The organism is Devosia lucknowensis (assembly GCF_900177655.1).
Classification (GTDB): Bacteria; Pseudomonadota; Alphaproteobacteria; order Rhizobiales; family Devosiaceae; genus Devosia; species Devosia lucknowensis.
The window spans coordinates 637086-652564 of record NZ_FXWK01000001.1 but is presented as its reverse complement, the minus strand read 5'-3'; the positions used below and the strand labels follow the sequence as shown (position 1 = coordinate 652564).

The following is a 15479-nucleotide window of genomic DNA, read 5'->3' as shown; positions in this document are numbered from 1 at the left end:
GGGGCCGGATGATATGTGTCGCGTACTGTTCCGCTGATCCTCGCCACCGCGCTGTTCATGGAAAACATGGACTCCACGGTCATCGCCACATCGCTGGCGGCCATTGCCGCCGATATCGGTACCGACCCGATTTCGCTCAAGCTGGCGCTGACGGCCTATCTCGTGGCGCTCGCCATCTTCATTCCCATTTCGAGCTGGATGGCAGACCGCTTCGGCGCCCGTCGCGTGTTTCGAATCGCCATGCTGGTGTTCATGGCCGGCTCCATCGCCTGTGCGTTCTCGGGCTCGCTGGCGCAGTTCGTGGGCGCCCGCTTCCTGCAGGGCATGGGCGGCGCCATGATGGGGCCGGTGGCGCGGCTGGTGCTGGTGCGCATGACGCCGCGTCACCAGCTGGTCGACGCCATGGCCTGGCTGACGATCCCCGCCCTGATCGGCCCGATCGTCGGACCGCCCTTCGGCGGCTTCCTGACGACGTATTTTTCCTGGCACTGGATTTTCATCATCAACGTCCCGATCGGCGTGCTGGGCATCGTGCTGGTCGGCTTCGCGCTGCCCAACGAACAGCGCAACCGGCCGCGCAGTATCGATGGCAAGGGCTTCGTGCTTGCGGGGCTGGCCTTTGCGCTCTTCGCCTTCGGCTGCTCGGTGGTGAGCCTGCCCGCCCTGCCCCCGGCAATCGGCATGGTCGCGGCGGTGGCCGGCATGGTGCTGGGTTATTTCTACACGCGGCACGCGCTGGCGAGCGAATATCCGCTGCTCGATCTGCGGTTGCTCCGGGTGCGGAATTTCCGCATCACCATCGTGGCCGGTACCTTCTTTCGACTGGGCCAGGGGGCGACGCCGTTCCTGTTTCCACTGATGCTGCAGCTCAGCTTCGGCCTGTCACCGTTCGAGAGCGGGATGGTGACCTTTGCCGGCGCCATCGGCGCGCTGGTCGCCAAGTTCGTCGCCAACTGGATGTTCGCGCATTGGGGCTTCAAGTATCCGCTGGTGATCTCGAGCGGCATCGGGGCGGCGGGCATCCTGGTCATGGGCTTTTATGACCCGTCGACGCCCATTCCGCTGATCCTCGCCATCCTGGTCTTCACCGGCTTCTGGCAATCGACATTCTGGACCGGCTCCAACGCCTTCACCTTCGCCGACGTGGAGGACAAGGACGCCGGACAGGCCAATGTGATGAGCCAGGTCTGGGGCCAGTTGATGTTCGCCATGGGCGTGGCGCTGGGCGGCGGCGTGCTGGAACTGGCGCACCGCCTGCGCGGCGGAGGCGAGCTGGCGCTGGCCGATTTCCATGTCGCCTTCTACGTGGTGGCCGCGGTCGGCTTCGTCGCGACCGTGCTGTTCGCGCGCCTGCCCCGCAATGCCGGACACCAGCTTCTGGGCGGGCCACACGTGCATTGAGTTTAACCACTAAAGCAGAGCGAGGCTTGTGACATCGCGGCTCAGATCGCAGATAAAGCGCATGACGATGCGACGAGCGATTTGGGTGGTGTTGTGCGCAGCCTGTGGTGCCGGTGCGGGCGCCTGGTTCGGCTTGCAGTACAATCTGGCCGGTGCCGCGATCCTCGGCAGTCTTGGCCTCGCCTTCGGCGCCGGCATCGGATTTTCCAATCGGTGCCAGTTGATCGACGGGGTACTACAATTCCTCAACTGACTCGGGCTGAACCGCCTTGAACCCCTTCGCCACAAGATAGGCCTCCGCCGAATCCTTCCGGCTCGAGGGCGGCTTGATGTGGAACGTGGTGTTGAAGTGGCGCTTGAGCATGTGCAGCAGCTCATGCTCGGTGCCGCCCTGGAACACCTTGGCGACGAAGGAACCGCCGGGATTGAGCACCTGGATGGCGAAATCTGCCGCGATTTCGATGAGGTGGACGATGCGCAGGTGATCGGTGGCGCGGTGGCCGGTTGTGGGCCAGGCCATGTCGCTCATCACCACATCGGCCTTGTGCCCGCCCAGCGCCTCGATCAGCAAGGCAGGGGCGTCGTCCTCGGTGAAATCCTTCTTGAACAGGATGACCCCCGGAATGGGGTCCATGTCGAGGTAGTCGATGCCCACGACCAGCGGATTCTCGATGGTCGAGCCGACCGCCTTGGCCGCCACCTGCGACCAACCACCGGGCGCAGCGCCCAGGTCGACGACCCGCATGCCCTTCTTGAAGAACTTCTGCTTTTCGTCCATCTCCTTGATCTTGAAGGCGGCGCGCGAGCGATATCCTTCGGCGCGGGCCCGCGCCACATAGGGATCGTTGAGCTGGCGCTCGAGCCACTTGGTCGAAGCGACCTTGCGACCCTTGGCGGTCTTCACCCGGATCTTGAGGTCCTTGTCGGACTTGCGGCCGCCGGTACCCAGTGCCTTGTTATTGGCCATTGCCCGGCCTCCTCGGATAGCGATTGGGACGCTTTTGCGCGCGATCGGCATCCATCAGCGAAATCAGGATGCCTTCGCGCAGGCCGCGATCGGCGACGCGCACGCGCTCGGTGGGCCATTCACGCCGGATCGCCTCGAAGATGGCGCAGCCGGGCAGGACCAGATCGGCGCGGTCCTTGCCGATGCAGGGGTGGGCGACGCGACGCTCGAACGGCATGCCAAGCAGAGCACGCATGGTCTCGTCGACCTGTTCGCGCCGCATCCAGAGCCCGTCGACCTTCTGGCGCTCGTAGCGTTCGAGACCGAGATGGAGGCCCGCCAGCGTCGTGACGGTGCCGGAGGTGCCGATCAGGTGGACGGGATGGGTGCCGATCATCTGCCGCAGCTTTTCACGCCCGCGGAACTGGCGAAGGTGGGTGCCGACGAAGTCCACCATGGCTTCGAAGACATCGGCGGTGACATCGACGCCGCCGAATTTCTCGGCGATCGAGACGACACCCACCGGCATGGATTGCCAGGAGCGGATCGAAGCCGACATGCGCCCCTGCGCCCGCGGCCGGCCGCCCCTGAAATCGAGCCAGGCCAGCTCCGATGAACCGCCGCCGATGTCGAACATCAGCGCGCCCTGGGCTTCGCCATCGATGAGGTCGGCGCAGCCGGTGACGGCGAGTTCGGCTTCCGTGCGGCGATCGACGATCTCAAGCTCGAGGCCGATCTCGTTCCGGACGCGATCGAGGAAGGCGGGACCATTCTCGGCGGCCCGGCAGGCCTCGGTGGCGATCAGCCGCATGCGCGTCGGCTGGTGGTCGCGCAGCTTGTTGCGGCACTGGCGCAGCGCATCCATGGTGCGCTCCATGGCGGCGTCGCCGAGCCGGCCGGTGACCGACACGCCCTCGCCCAGCCGGACGATGCGCGTAAAACCGTCGAGGACACGGAAACCGCGATCATGCGGGCGGGCGATGAGGAGACGGCAATTGTTGGTGCCCAGGTCGAGCGCCGCGTAGAGCGGACCGCGGCCGCGCCGCGGATGGGAGGGGGCATGCGTCCGCTGATCCGTCGCGTGAGCAGACGGCGGCGAACCGCCCCGCTCCTTCCGGCCATTGCCGGAAGATGCGCCAGACCCTGCCTCGTCCACGAGGGACGAAGCAGCGGCGGACCGAAGGGAATCGGTCACTGAAGGCTCCTTCGTGCGCGGTCGCAAAAGACCGGTCACCCGGCCGCGCCCGAACGCACATCATTGTTGCGTTGTCGGGGACGACGGTAGAGCAAGGGGGGCCAAAGCGCAATGGAGTGGTTGTCCCCCAAGTCGCTGCCGCCGCTCAAGGAGTTTTCGCCGCGGGCGTTGAGCCCGCGCGGCAGGGCGACACCCCTGCCCCAATTTTGCACCTCATGCCGGCAGTGGCACGGTGCCCGCCCGGCACTGAGACCCGACGCCGACCGATCTTTCCACATTTCCGCGGCGCACCCTGTCCCAGACGCTTGCAATCTCTCCAAGCTTTGTCTAATGGAGACCCCGCGCCGCCACCGCAGCCCCGCTGCACCGCGCCGCCAGCCAGCAGGCACCTGCTGGGGAATAGTTCAATGGTAGAACAGCGGACTCTGACTCCGTCGATCTTGGTTCGAATCCAGGTTCCCCAGCCAATTTTTCCACCGCAGCAAGCTCGCCCGCACCTCGCGGCTTTCGGCGGATGGCTGCGGCGGACGCTGGAACGGGTGCAATCGCGTTAAGTTCTGGCTACCCTGACCTAGCTTCAAACCTCAGGCCGCGGGACATTTCATTTTCAAACCAGCGACGGACGGTTTGCATCGTGCGGTGGGAGCGGTCTTCGCGCCAGGCCAGAAACCAGTGGCCTTGGCGGGTGACCATGCCGAGCGGCGCGATGAGTCGGTTCTGCTCAAGGGCGTCCCAGATGGCCGGGCCAGGGCCGATGGCTACGCCCTGCCCGGCTTCGGCGGCCTGCACGCTGAAGGAAAGGCTGTCATACCAGACGCTTTCCTTGGGCGGTAGGTCGATGCCGGCTTCGCGCGCCCAGTTGGTCCACATGTCAGGCGGCCAGCGGATATCGAGGCGCGGCATCTCCCAGAGGGCCGCTGCGCCGATTTGCCGCCCGCGGGCAATCATGGGGCTGATCACCGGCCCGAAGGTTTCCGGCGCCACCGGACTGACCACCATGCCCGGGATGTCGAGCAGCTTGCCGACGCCGACATAGATATCGATGGAGCGGTCGGCGGGATTGATCTCGCGCGACCAGGTGGTGATCCGCACCGACACTCCGCCCAGTGCCTTTTCGAGGCCCTGCAAGCGAGGCACAAGCCAGCGCAGCAGGAAGGTGTCGGGCGCCGTCAGCATGATCGTCGACTGGTCATGCAGGGCCTTGAGGTGCTCGGTGCCACGATTGATCGAGGCCAGGGCTTCGCTCAGCGTCGCGGCGAAGGTCGCGGCGGCGGGCGTCAAGCGCAGCGAACGATTGCCGCGTTCGAAGAGCGGCACGCCCAGTTCGTCCTCGAGGTTCTTGATATGGCGGCTGACGGCGCCGTCCGAAACGCGCAGCTCCTCGGCCGCGCGCTTGATGCTGCCGAGCCGGGCAGCGACCTCGAAAGCTCTCATGGCGTTGAGCAGATGCAGCACGGCTTGCCTCAGGAAAAGTCAACTGAAAGCCAAAATAGTCTGCTGTCGCACTTCTGTCATCTGGCCTAGCCTCACATGCATATTTCGAGGCGCCAAAGGGTTGGGCAGCGTTTCAAGCCTTGGCCCCCGCGCCTCAGCAAAACTGCGCCATGGAAAGAGTTTGCCGCCTTGAGTGACATTCACCGCATCATCATCGACTGCGACCCCGGCCACGACGACATGGCGGCGATCCTACTCGCGGCATGGCATCCCTCGATCAAGCTCGAAGCGATCACGACCGTGTGCGGCAACGCGCCGCTCAATCACACCACCAACAATGCCCTGCGGATCGTCGACGCATTCGGGCTCGACGTTCCGGTTTACGCAGGCGCCGAGCAGCCATTGCTGCATCGCTATGCTTTTCCCGCCGAGTTCCACGGCCCGAGCGGCCTCGACAGTGCCGGCGAAGACCTGCCGCCGGCCCGCGGCACGGTGCAGACGCAGCATGCGGTCGATACCATCATCGAACGTGTGGAAGCGGCCCCCGGCGAGATCACGCTCGTCGTAATCGGCCCGATGACCAATCTGGCGCTGGCGCTGGCCCTGCGACCGAGCCTGGCGCAAAAGCTCAGGCAAGTGGTGTTCATGGGTGGCTCGGCGACCGAGGGGAATGTCACCCCTGCGGCGGAATTCAATGTCTGGGCCGATGCGGAAGCGGCGCGGATCGTCTTCCGCTCGGGCGTGAGGCTCGTCATGTTCGGGCTCAACGCGACGCACCAGACTCTGATGCGTCGGGAAGACGTCGCCAAAATCCGCGCCGCGCAGCCGGGCAGCAATCCGGTGGCCGATATCATGGATTTCTATTGCGGCACCTATTTCCGGTTTGCCGGTGCGGACAAGCCGGGCGCGCCCATGCACGACCCCTGCGCCATCGCCTACCTGATCGAGCCAACGATCTTCGAGCTCACCGAGCGCCCCGGCGAGGTCCTGGTGAGTGCCGACGGCGGCTACGGCCAGACCCTGATCGACATGCGTCCGCAAGATCCCGCACACGACACGCGGGTCAAGAATGTCGCCGTGGCCATCAAGGCCGATCCAATTCGCTTTGCCGCGCTGGTCACAGAAGCCCTAAGCTGGGCGGCCGGCCGAATTTCCTCAACCAGATAAAGGGTGCCTAAGATGAAGACCATGACCTTCGCCATCGCTGCCGGCCTTGCCGCCAGCCTTCTCGCCGGCACCGCGCTGGCTCAGGACAAGACGCTCAACATGATCGTCATCGAGGGCGGCGACACCACCGCCATGCAGGCCGTGGTCGATGCCTACAAGGCCGACCATCCCGGCATCGCCATTAATCTGCAGTCCTACCCCTTCGCGCAGTTCTTCCAGGTTGCCGAACTGCGCCTGCGTTCGGCCGATACCGGCATCGACCTCGTCTATGTCGATGCCCCGCTGCTCGCGAGCTATGCCTCGCGCGGCTTCCTCTCGCCCATCGATCCGGCCATCAGCACGGGCGAGCTCGTGCCTGCCGCCGTACAGGCCGGCCAGTATGACGGCACCCAGTATGCGCTGCCGATCAACAACTCGGCCCAGGTGCTCTATTTCAACAAGGCGCTGTTCGAGGCCGCCGGCATCACCCCGCCAGCCGGCCTGACCAAGGGCGAAACCGCCACCCAGGCGGAAGTCGACACGCTCGCCTCGTCCGAACGCTGGACCTGGGAGCAGGTGGCCGACGCCGCGCAGAAGCTCACGGTCAAGGACAATGGCCGCACCACGACCTACGGCTTCACCGTCGAGCAGTTCGGCGAACTCTACCAGCTGCAGCCCTTCGGCGAGTCCCTCGGGAGCCCGGTGATCGGCCCGGATGGGTATACCGCCAAGGGCTATCTCGACAGCGAAGCCTGGACCAAGGCCGCCACGTTCTGGAGCGACCTCTACAACACATGGGCGGTGAGCCCGAAGAGCCTCGGCTATGGCGAGGCTGCCTCGCTCTTTGGCAATGGCCAGCTGGCCATGTTTGCCGGCGGCACCTGGAACCTGCCGATCCTGTCGGCCACCGACATCGACTTCGGCGTCGCGCCCTACCCCTATTTCGAAGGCGGCTCCGTCGTTACCCCGACAGGCTCCTGGTATGTCGGCGTCAATGCCGCCTCGGCCAATCAGGCCGAGGCCATGGATTTCGCCAGCTACCTGACCACAAGCGACGCGGGCACCAAGGCCTGGTTCGACAGTCTCCAGCAATTGCCGACCTATAAGCCGCTGCTCGATACCATCAGCACCTCTGCCGACTACGACGCTTTCCCGCAGAACGTCTTCCGCCTCGGCGTCTATGACTCGCTCAACACCGCGGTCGCGCGGCCGGTGACGGCTGCCTATGGCCAGTTGCAGGATGCGTTCCGCACAGCTTTCGTCGACATCGCCAATGGCGTGCCAGTTGCCGATGCGCTGGCGAGCGCCGTACAAAAGTTCGAGTCCGCCGCGGCGCGCGTGGCACAGTAAAGTCAAAGAGCGCCCGACCTCCCGCGGGCGCTCCGAGGGAAAACGACATGTCCAGATCGCGCACCCCGGTCCTGCTGATTGCAGCTCTCCTGGCCCCCGCAATCATCGGGCTTGTCGTTTTCCGCCTTTATCCCGTCGCCCTCGCCGTCAGCGACAGCTTCTTCAACATGGTGCGGGGCCAGCAGGTCTTTGTCGGACTCGACAACTACCTGTCCCTGCTCGCCGATCAAACGTTCTGGAAATCCATGCAGGTGACCTTCTGGTTCAACCTGCTGATCAATCCCATCCAGATCGCCCTGGCGCTTGGCCTTGCGCTGCTCTACGTGCAGAATTTCAAGGGCGTGACGCTCTATCGCGTCCTTTTCCTCATCCCCATCGGCGTATCGCTGCCGACAGCTGTCATCATCTGGCGCATCATGCTGACGCAGGACGGCCTCGTGAACGGCCTCATCGGCATTGCCGGCGTACCGGCGCAGCCCTGGCTCACCTCCGAGAGCCTGGCGCTCTATTCCATCATCGCCATCGCGACCTGGAAGGGCATTTCCTACTGGATGATCTTCATCATCGGCGGGCTGCAGACCATCTCTCCGGAGATATACGACGCCGCCCGCATCGATGGCGTCAAGGCGTGGCAGCGGCTGATTTTCATCACCATTCCCCTGCTCCGCCCGACCCTGCTGTTCGTTTTGGTCGCTGACGTCTCGATCAACTTCCTGCTGTTCGCACCGATCTTCATGCTGACCCAGGGCGGTCCTGCCGACAGCACCAATGTGCTGATGTACGAGGCCTACAAGTCCGGCTTCATCTTTGGCGACATGGGCCGCGCAATGGCCATCATCGTCGTGGTGGTGGCCATCCTCCTTGTCATCGTCGCCGCCCAGTTCAGGCTCCTCTCGGGCCGGGAGGCACGCTCATGACCGCGCGCACGGCAAAGCCCGGCAAGGTGCTCAGTTTTGGGCTGAAACACCTCGCCTATCTCCTCATCGCCTTCATCTTCGTGCTGCCGCTCTGGTGGGCGATCGTCTCATCGCTGCGCCCCAATGGCGCGATCTTTGCCGATATTTTTCCGTTCACGCCCAAGGCGCTTCTGCCGACGCCATTCACGACCGAGGCCTATACCGGCATTTTCGAGCGTGGCTTCGGCCTTATCATCGCCAACACCATGCTGGTGGCCTTCGTCACGATGATCGCGGGGCTAATCGTCAATGGCGCAGCCGGCTTTGCCTTCGCCATGTTTGATTTCAAGGGCAAGAAGATTGTGCTCTCGGCCATCATCATCAGCTTCATGCTGCCTTTCGAGGCCATCGCCCTGCCGCTCTACACGGTAACGCAGCAGCTCGGCTGGCTCGACAATATCGCGGCGCTGATCGTGCCGAGCATCGCCAACGGCCTTGCGGTTTTCCTGTTCTACCAATTCTTCAGCCAGGTGCCGAAAGACTATGCCGAAGCGGCCCGTCTCGATGGCGTCAGCTGGCTGAATATCCTCCTCCGCATCTACGTGCCGCTGTCGCTGCCGACCTGCATCAGCGCCGCGCTGCTGCTGTTCATCTTCCAGTGGGAAGCCTTCCTCTGGCCGCTGCTCACCATGCCGAGCCAGCAGTTCAAGGTGATCCAGGTCGGCATGGCCGCTTTCCAGCAGCAGTACCAAACCATCTGGAACCAGCTCTTTGCGGTTTCCGTCATCACTGCCCTGATCCCCATCGCCCTGCTGCTGCCGCTGCAACGCTATTACGTGCAGGGTCTCGCTGGCGCCGGCATCAAGGGCTGAAGGAGTTTTCCGTGGCGAGTCTCACGCTTTCAGATGTTCGCAAATCCTTCGGCGATACCGACATCATCCATGGTGTCGATCTTGCGATCGAGAACGGTGAGTTCGCGGTCTTCGTCGGGCCTTCGGGCTGTGGCAAGTCGACACTATTGCGCATGATCGCGGGCCTTGAGACTGTCAGCGCCGGCACAATCACGATCGGCGAGCGCGACGTGACCGATCTCGACCCATCCGATCGCCGCGTGGCGATGGTCTTTCAGTCCTACGCGCTTTATCCGCATATGAGCGTACGCGACAATATCGGCTTTGGCCTCCGCATGAATGGCGTGCCGCGCGCCGAAGTCGATCGCAAGGTCGCTGACGCCGCCGCGGCGCTGCACCTGACGGAACTGCTCGATCGCAAGCCCAAACAACTCTCGGGCGGCCAGCGCCAGCGTGTCGCCATTGGCCGCGCCATCGTCCGGCAGCCGGAAATCTTCCTCTTCGACGAACCCCTCAGCAATCTTGATGCCGAACTGCGCGTCCAGATGCGGCTTGAAATCGCCCGGCTGCATGCCGACCTTGCCGCTACCATGATCTACGTCACCCATGATCAGGTTGAGGCCATGACCCTTGCCGACAAGATTGTGGTTCTCCGCGCCGGCCGTGTCGAACAGGCCGGCACGCCGCTCAGCCTCTACGATGATCCGGCAAACCTGTTCGTCGCCGGTTTCATCGGCTCGCCGCGCATGAATTTCCTGCGTGCCGAACGCGGCGCCGATGGCCAGATCCGCTTGCCTGACCATGGCAATGTCGTCGTGCCCCTCGCGATCACTGCCGCGGCACAACAGGGTCAGGATCTGCTCATCGGCGTCCGTCCCGAACATTTCGGTCCCGACCTGCCGGTGCGCCTCTCGGTCACCGTCGATCTCGTCGAACATCTCGGCGGCGCTTCATACGCCTATATTGGCTCTGGCTCTGCTCATCCGCTGACCATCGAGATGCGCGACGCCCGCACTGTGGGCCGCGGCACCACGCTTGCGACCGGCTTCGACCCCGCCCGCGCCTTTCTCTTCGATGCGACGACTGGAGCACGCGTGCGATGACGGCCCCTGCTCCCTCCCCAGTCGCGGACCTGCCAAAGGTCGAGTTGCACCTGCATCTCGATTGCTCGACGAGCTTCCAATCCGTCAGCGCTCTCGTGCCCGGCATGACGCTGGAACGCTATCGCGCCGACTTTCTGGCACCGAAGAAGTGCGTCAATCTTGTTGACTACTTCCGTTACCTGGCGGCGCCGCTAGCCCTGTTACAGACAGAACGAGCTCTGCGCATCGCGACCATTGACCTCCTACGCCAGCTTGCCGACGACAATGTCGTCTATGCCGAAATCCGTTTCGCGCCGCACCTGCACCAGCTGGAGGGGCTGCGAACCGAACAGGTTGTCGAGATCGTTCTTGCCGCGCTCAACGAGGGAAAGCGGCTGCACCCCGTCGAAGCGCGGCTGATCCTTTGCACCCTGCGCCCGGACGACACCGCGCAAGGCTTCGAGATCCTGGCTTTGGCGGAAAAGTACGCTGAGCAAGGCGTGGGCGGCATCGACCTTGCCGGCGACGAGGCGGGCTACGGTCTTGCTCAGCACATCCCGGTTTTTCGCCGCGCAGCCGACCGGGGCATCCGGATGACGGCGCATGCTGGCGAGGCGACAGGCGCCCAGAGCGTCCGGGAAGTGATCAGCGAACTTGGCGTCCGCCGCGTTGGCCACGGCGTGCGCAGCATCGAAGATCCTGCCGTCATCGACCTGATCCTCGAACACGAAGTCCACCTCGAAGTCTGCCCATCGTGCAACATCCAGATCGACGTGTTTCCAACCTACCCCGATCACCCCATCGATCGCCTCCGCCGAGCCGGCGTCTCGCTCTCGGTCAACACCGACGCGCGCGGGCCGACAGACCTGACGTTGCGAGCAGAATACCAGCGCATGCACGGCGTCTTCGGCTGGGAGGCGGACGATTTCCGCAGCGCTAATCTGGACGCCCTTGCGGTCAGCTTTCTCGAGCCACCGCAGCGCCGGCAGATCGAAGGCTTCCTCAAGTAAAGAGGCCAGGTGCTTTGCAGCACACCCAGCCTCCTGCGTTACCTTATGGCCTCAAGGATTGAGGCGGAGGCCCTGGGCGTCGAACAGGTGGGCCTTGGTGGGGGCGAAACCGACTGACAGGGTTTGGCCGAGCGAGCATGGTGTGTCGCCGTCGAGTGCCACGATGAGCCCCTGTCCGTCGCTCAGCGTCAGATTGACGATGGTTTCATTGCCCAGATGTTCGACCAGCGAAACCTTGCCCGTGAAGGCGCCTTCCGGCAGGGGCTTGAGTTCGTGGGGACGGACACCGAGCGTGAGCGTCGAGCCGACCGAGGGAGGCTGACCATCGAGCGGCAGGGTCTGAGCCGCCATTGTCGGGCCGGAGACGCGAACCGAGGTCGCATCGCTTGCCTCGACGGTGACCGTCGCCAGGTTCATCTTGGGTGAACCGATGAAGCCGGCGACGAAAAGGTTGGCCGGGCGATGATAGAGATCGAGCGGCGAGCCGACCTGCTGCACGATGCCGCCGTTCAGCACGACGATCTTGTCGGCCAGGGTCATGGCCTCCACCTGGTCGTGCGTCACGTAGATCATGGTGGCGCCAAGGTCTTGATGAAGCTTGGAGATCTCCATTCGCATATCCATGCGCAGCGCCGCATCCAGGTTGGATAGCGGCTCATCGAACAGGAAAACTTCCGGCTGGCGCACGATGGCGCGACCGATGGCGACGCGCTGGCGCTGGCCGCCCGAGAGCTGGGCCGGCTTGCGTTCGAGCAGGTGTTCCATCTGCAGGATGCGCGCCGCCTCGCGGATCTTGGCATCGCGCTCGGCCTTGGGCGTGCGATTGATCCGAAGGCCGAAACCGACATTGTCGTAGACGGTCATATGCGGATAGAGCGCGTAGGACTGGAACACCATTGCCACGCGCCGGTCTCGCGGCTGCACGCCATTGACCACGCGATCGCCAATCCTGAGTTCGCCATCGGTGATGTCCTCGAGGCCCGCGATCATGCGCAAGAGCGTAGACTTGCCGCAGCCGGAAGGGCCGACGAAGACCACGAACTCGCCATGCTCGATTTCGAGATCGACGCCCTTGATGACCTCGACCTTGCCGTAGGTCTTTCGGATTTGGGACAGGCTCAGACCAGCCATGATGTTCTCCTCGATCCCTAGACTTTGGCGCCCGGGGGAAGCTTGTCGAGTTCGGTGTGCAACAGGCGTTCGGCATCCACCCGGACCGGAATGGGATCGGACACCTGGCCAATGAACGAGCCATCGGCGGCGTCATGGAGGAAGCCCATGAACATCAGCCCGGCATCGGTTTCGACGATCTTGCCGGCATAGCGACTGCCCTGAGCGCCGTCGAAAAACGGGCCGGGCGCGACGTCCCACGGGCCCTGCGGGTCATCGGCGATGAGATAGTGAGTGCCGCGAACCGGCTTTTCCGGATTGAAGCGCTTATACGCCTCGGACCAGTGAGAGCCATCTGTGCAGAACAGCATGTACCACTTGCCGTTCACTTCGAAGACCTGCGGCACTTCCATCTGGCCGAACATTTCGCCGGCATAGACCGGTGGCTGCAGCGTCCATGTATAGAGATCGGGCGAGGTGGCGAAGCCAACCGTGCCGCCGGCATTGGGCTCTGCGGTGCCGGGCTTGCGGGCGACCATATACATGATCCAGCCCTCGCCCTTCGGGTTCTTCATCACCCACGGATCGCGGAAGGCACGGTCGTGCCAGTGGCCGGGCGTGTATTCTTCGTAGTCCGGGCCCGAGATATCGAGCGCGAGGCCATTGCCGACGCGGGTCCAGTTGTGACCATCGGTCGAGGTGGCGTGGCCGATGCGCTGCTTCATGCCCTCTTCGGCATGTTCCGTGCCGGTATAGAAGAGGTGCCAGAGCCCGTCGTCGTCACGCAGGGTCGAGCCGGTCCAAGTGGTCCAGTCGTCCCAGGCGGTCGGGGCGGAAGGCGCAAAGGTCGTGCCGAGATGGGTCCAGTTGATCAGGTCTTTCGAGACCGCGTGGCCCTGGGTGACATTGCGATGGCGCATGTCGGGGTGAGCCAGGGTGTTGTCGGCCTGAAGGAAATAGATGTGGTAGTCATCGCCATCGCGATAAATCCAAAAATCCCAGATCCATTTGTCTTTAAGTGCGAGAACCAAAATCGTGTCTTTCTAGATGGAAACGCTCTAGCCCTTGATGCCCGTGGAGGCGATCGAGGTAATGAAGGCGCGCTGGAGGAAAAGGTAGAAGGCGAGGACCGGCAGGGTGATCATGGAAAGGTAGGCCATGACTTCGCCCCAGGCGGTGTTGAGCTGGAAGAAATATTGCAGGCCCACCATAACGGGCCGGAACTGCTCGGACTGCGTGACCATGAGCGGCCAGAGATACTGGTTGTACATGGCGAGGAATTTCAGGATCGCCGCGGTCGCAAAGACCGGGCCGGCGATCGGCACGATCACCATGCGATAGACCTGGAACCAGCTGGCGCCATCGAGGCGCGCGGCCTCGATCAGTTCCCTGGGCAGATCGCGGAAGAACTGGACGAAGAGGAAAATGGTGAGGGCATCGGCCAGGAACGGCACGATCTGCACGTGATAGGTGTTGAGCCAACCCCAGGTGATGCCGTTGCCCCCGATCCATGGCAGCGAATTGACCACCATCAGCATCGGCACGGCGATGGTTTCGAAGGGCACGATGAGCGTTGCGATGATGATCGAAAGCAGAACGCTCTTGCCCCGGAATTCCATGAATACGAACGCAAACGCTGCCATCGAGCACAGCAACAGCGAGCCGATCACCGTGATTACGGTGACGAAGATGGAGTTGAAGACGAACAGCCCGACCGGTGCGCGCCGAAATGCGGCGAAGTAGTTGTCGAGCGAAACGTCGCCAACCGGCAGGAAGGCGTTGAACGAGGAGGTGTCCCGCAGCAGCTGCGCGTCGGGCTTGAGTGAACTCATCACCATGAACACGATGGGGAACACGAAGACCAGCGCGACAAGGATCAGCAGCAGGTATTTGAGACCGGTCTTGAGGTTCTGATTTGGCGACATGACTGCAGCCATGATCAACGCTCCCTGGTGACGTAGCGCTGGAACAGCGAAATGACGAGGACGATGAGGAAGAGCAACACCGATATGGCAGAGCCGCCGGCAATGTTCTGTTGTTCGTAACCGCGCTGGACAGCCTGGAAAACGAGAGTCTGCGTGGAGTCGAGCGGACCGCCATTGGTCATGACGTCGATCTGCGCGAACAGCGCGAAGGCCTGCATGGTGATGACGACGAGGATGAGAACCGCCGTATTGCGCAGGCCCGGCCAGGTGACGAAGCGGAACTTCTGCCAGGTGCTTGCGCCCTCGATATCGGCCGCTTCGTAAAGCGAGGTCGGAATGTTCTGGAGGCCTGCGAGCCAGATCACCATGTGGAAACCCACCGCCTGCCAGATGGACATGACGATGATGGCCAGCATGGCCGTGTCGGGATTTCCGAGCCAGTCGACCGGCCTGAACTGACCGAACGAGATGAACTGCAGCAGGTTGTTGAGCAGGCCGCTACGGCCGTCATAGATGAAGCGCCAGAGCAGCGACACGACCACGATCGACACGACCACTGGCATGAAATAGACGGTGCGGAATATGTTTATGCCGCGCAGCTTCTGATTGATCATCAGAGCCAGGAGCAGAGCCAATGCCGACTGGACCGGCGCCACCACGGCAACGAAGAAAAGCGTATTTGTGAGCGCCTTGACGAAGACGAGGTCGCGCGCCAGCACCATCGTGCGGTTCTCCCCCCAGTCCCAGCTGAACCATTCGCGCATGCCGTTGAGATGGGGATAGTCTGGATTGTTGCGGGTGTAATCGCGGGTGCGCGGATAGGTCAGGGCGCCGTCGGCGCTCACGACCAGGCTGCCATCGTCGGCACGCTCCGGCTCAAGCGTCAGCACGCCGACGCCAAGGAGCTGCTCGTAATTGGTGAGGCCCACCAACTGCGTCGGATTGGGGGAAATCAGGCGCTGATTGGTGAAGGAGAACCAGAAGGCCAGGAGGAATGGCACGATCAGGAACAGGGTGATCAACGCAAAGGCGGGACCGCTCATCAGCCATCCGGCCAGCGTGTGCGATTCCAGAGATTTCGATTTCGTTTTGCGCATGACTGACCCGATTGGCTCGCACTGGTTCGGGCCGGT

Annotated in this window: 15 protein-coding genes and 1 tRNA gene; 9 read left to right on the top strand and 7 right to left on the bottom strand. The window is 63.3% G+C overall.

The genetic code is table 11. The annotated features are described in order from the left end of the window. Positions 1 to 15 precede the first annotated feature (15 nt). Together CCK88_RS03050 and CCK88_RS03045 are read left to right on the top strand one after the other, a co-directional pair. Positions 16 to 1401, top strand: a complete 1386-nt coding sequence (locus tag CCK88_RS03050; RefSeq protein WP_086469063.1) for an MFS transporter — start codon at positions 16 to 18, stop codon at positions 1399 to 1401. Positions 1402 to 1462: 61 nt separating this feature from the next. Beyond that, positions 1463 to 1654, top strand: coding sequence for a hypothetical protein (locus CCK88_RS03045; RefSeq protein ID WP_086469062.1), 192 nt, complete (start codon positions 1463 to 1465; stop codon positions 1652 to 1654). Here CCK88_RS03045 and CCK88_RS03040 read toward each other — a convergent pair. Then, on the bottom strand, positions 1637 to 2368 hold the full coding sequence (locus CCK88_RS03040) for an RlmE family RNA methyltransferase (RefSeq protein WP_086469061.1): 732 nt from the start codon (positions 2366 to 2368) through the stop codon (positions 1637 to 1639). The genes CCK88_RS03045 and CCK88_RS03040 overlap by 18 nt on opposite strands. Continuing rightward, positions 2358 to 3542 carry a Ppx/GppA phosphatase family protein gene (locus tag CCK88_RS03035; protein WP_086469060.1) on the bottom strand — a complete coding sequence of 395 codons (1185 nt, stop codon included), beginning with the start codon at positions 3540 to 3542 and terminating at the stop codon, positions 2358 to 2360. The genes CCK88_RS03040 and CCK88_RS03035 overlap by 11 nt, the downstream gene beginning before the upstream one ends. 393 nt (positions 3543 to 3935) lie before the next feature. On the opposite strand from CCK88_RS03035, the gene CCK88_RS03030 reads away from it, so the two are divergent. Next, positions 3936 to 4009: transfer RNA gene (locus CCK88_RS03030), tRNA-Gln, on the top strand. Between the two features lie 94 nt (positions 4010 to 4103). On the opposite strand, the gene CCK88_RS03025 is transcribed toward CCK88_RS03030, so the two are convergent. After that, positions 4104 to 4997 (bottom strand): LysR family transcriptional regulator, encoded by an 894-nt coding sequence (locus tag CCK88_RS03025; RefSeq protein ID WP_086469059.1) that lies wholly within the window; start codon positions 4995 to 4997, stop codon positions 4104 to 4106. Between the two features lie 168 nt (positions 4998 to 5165). On the opposite strand from CCK88_RS03025, the gene CCK88_RS03020 reads away from it, so the two are divergent. Genes CCK88_RS03020 through add form a run of 6 tightly spaced genes read left to right on the top strand, consistent with a single transcriptional unit; the run spans position 5166 to position 11311 of the window. Further along, positions 5166 to 6143 carry a nucleoside hydrolase gene (locus CCK88_RS03020; protein ID WP_170926332.1) on the top strand — a complete coding sequence of 326 codons (978 nt, stop codon included), beginning with the start codon at positions 5166 to 5168 and terminating at the stop codon, positions 6141 to 6143. A 12-nt stretch (positions 6144 to 6155) separates the two neighbouring features. Next, complete coding sequence (locus CCK88_RS03015) at positions 6156 to 7472, top strand: extracellular solute-binding protein (RefSeq protein WP_086469057.1); 1317 nt, start codon at positions 6156 to 6158, stop codon at positions 7470 to 7472. A 47-nt stretch (positions 7473 to 7519) separates the two neighbouring features. Then, a complete protein-coding gene (locus CCK88_RS03010) occupies positions 7520 to 8389 on the top strand; it encodes a carbohydrate ABC transporter permease (RefSeq protein ID WP_086469056.1) in 870 nt (289 codons plus the stop codon). Continuing rightward, on the top strand, positions 8386 to 9240 hold the full coding sequence (locus CCK88_RS03005; protein WP_086469055.1) for a carbohydrate ABC transporter permease: 855 nt from the start codon (positions 8386 to 8388) through the stop codon (positions 9238 to 9240). The genes CCK88_RS03010 and CCK88_RS03005 overlap by 4 nt, the downstream gene beginning before the upstream one ends. A gap of 11 nt (positions 9241 to 9251) precedes the next feature. Then, positions 9252 to 10322 carry an ABC transporter ATP-binding protein gene (locus CCK88_RS03000; protein ID WP_086469054.1) on the top strand — a complete coding sequence of 357 codons (1071 nt, stop codon included), beginning with the start codon at positions 9252 to 9254 and terminating at the stop codon, positions 10320 to 10322. After that, positions 10319 to 11311 (top strand): adenosine deaminase, encoded by a 993-nt coding sequence (gene add / locus CCK88_RS02995; protein ID WP_086469053.1) that lies wholly within the window; start codon positions 10319 to 10321, stop codon positions 11309 to 11311. Before CCK88_RS03000 ends, add begins: the two co-directional genes overlap by 4 nt. A 51-nt stretch (positions 11312 to 11362) precedes the next feature. On the opposite strand, the gene CCK88_RS02990 is transcribed toward add, so the two are convergent. The 4 genes from CCK88_RS02990 to CCK88_RS02975 are packed head-to-tail and all read right to left on the bottom strand — an operon-like array spanning position 11363 to position 15389. Beyond that, entirely contained in the window at positions 11363 to 12442 is a 1080-nt protein-coding gene (locus CCK88_RS02990; protein ID WP_086469052.1) for an ABC transporter ATP-binding protein, read from the bottom strand. A 17-nt stretch (positions 12443 to 12459) separates the two neighbouring features. Beyond that, positions 12460 to 13452 (bottom strand): glycoside hydrolase family protein, encoded by a 993-nt coding sequence (locus CCK88_RS02985; RefSeq protein ID WP_086469051.1) that lies wholly within the window; start codon positions 13450 to 13452, stop codon positions 12460 to 12462. 27 nt (positions 13453 to 13479) lie between these two features. Further along, complete coding sequence (locus CCK88_RS02980; RefSeq protein WP_086469050.1) at positions 13480 to 14358, bottom strand: carbohydrate ABC transporter permease; 879 nt, start codon at positions 14356 to 14358, stop codon at positions 13480 to 13482. A 2-nt stretch (positions 14359 to 14360) separates the two neighbouring features. After that, complete coding sequence (locus CCK88_RS02975; protein ID WP_170926331.1) at positions 14361 to 15389, bottom strand: carbohydrate ABC transporter permease; 1029 nt, start codon at positions 15387 to 15389, stop codon at positions 14361 to 14363. Positions 15390 to 15479: the final 90 nt, after the last annotated feature.

What these genes read in the sequence shown, in the direction of transcription:
- CCK88_RS03045 (WP_086469062.1), top strand. Translation starts at nt 1,463, where the DNA reads ATGACGATGCGACGAGCGATTTGGGTGGTGTTGTGCGCAGCCTGTGGT.
- CCK88_RS03040 (WP_086469061.1), bottom strand. Translation starts at nt 2,368, where the DNA reads ATGGCCAATAACAAGGCACTGGGTACCGGCGGCCGCAAGTCCGACAAG.
- CCK88_RS03015 (WP_086469057.1), top strand. Translation starts at nt 6,156, where the DNA reads ATGAAGACCATGACCTTCGCCATCGCTGCCGGCCTTGCCGCCAGCCTT.
- CCK88_RS03010 (WP_086469056.1), top strand. Translation starts at nt 7,520, where the DNA reads ATGTCCAGATCGCGCACCCCGGTCCTGCTGATTGCAGCTCTCCTGGCC.
- CCK88_RS03005 (WP_086469055.1), top strand. Translation starts at nt 8,386, where the DNA reads ATGACCGCGCGCACGGCAAAGCCCGGCAAGGTGCTCAGTTTTGGGCTG.
- add (WP_086469053.1), top strand. Translation starts at nt 10,319, where the DNA reads ATGACGGCCCCTGCTCCCTCCCCAGTCGCGGACCTGCCAAAGGTCGAG.
- CCK88_RS02990 (WP_086469052.1), bottom strand. Translation starts at nt 12,442, where the DNA reads ATGGCTGGTCTGAGCCTGTCCCAAATCCGAAAGACCTACGGCAAGGTC.
- CCK88_RS02980 (WP_086469050.1), bottom strand. Translation starts at nt 14,358, where the DNA reads ATGGCTGCAGTCATGTCGCCAAATCAGAACCTCAAGACCGGTCTCAAA.
- CCK88_RS02975 (WP_170926331.1), bottom strand. Translation starts at nt 15,389, where the DNA reads ATGAGCGGTCCCGCCTTTGCGTTGATCACCCTGTTCCTGATCGTGCCA.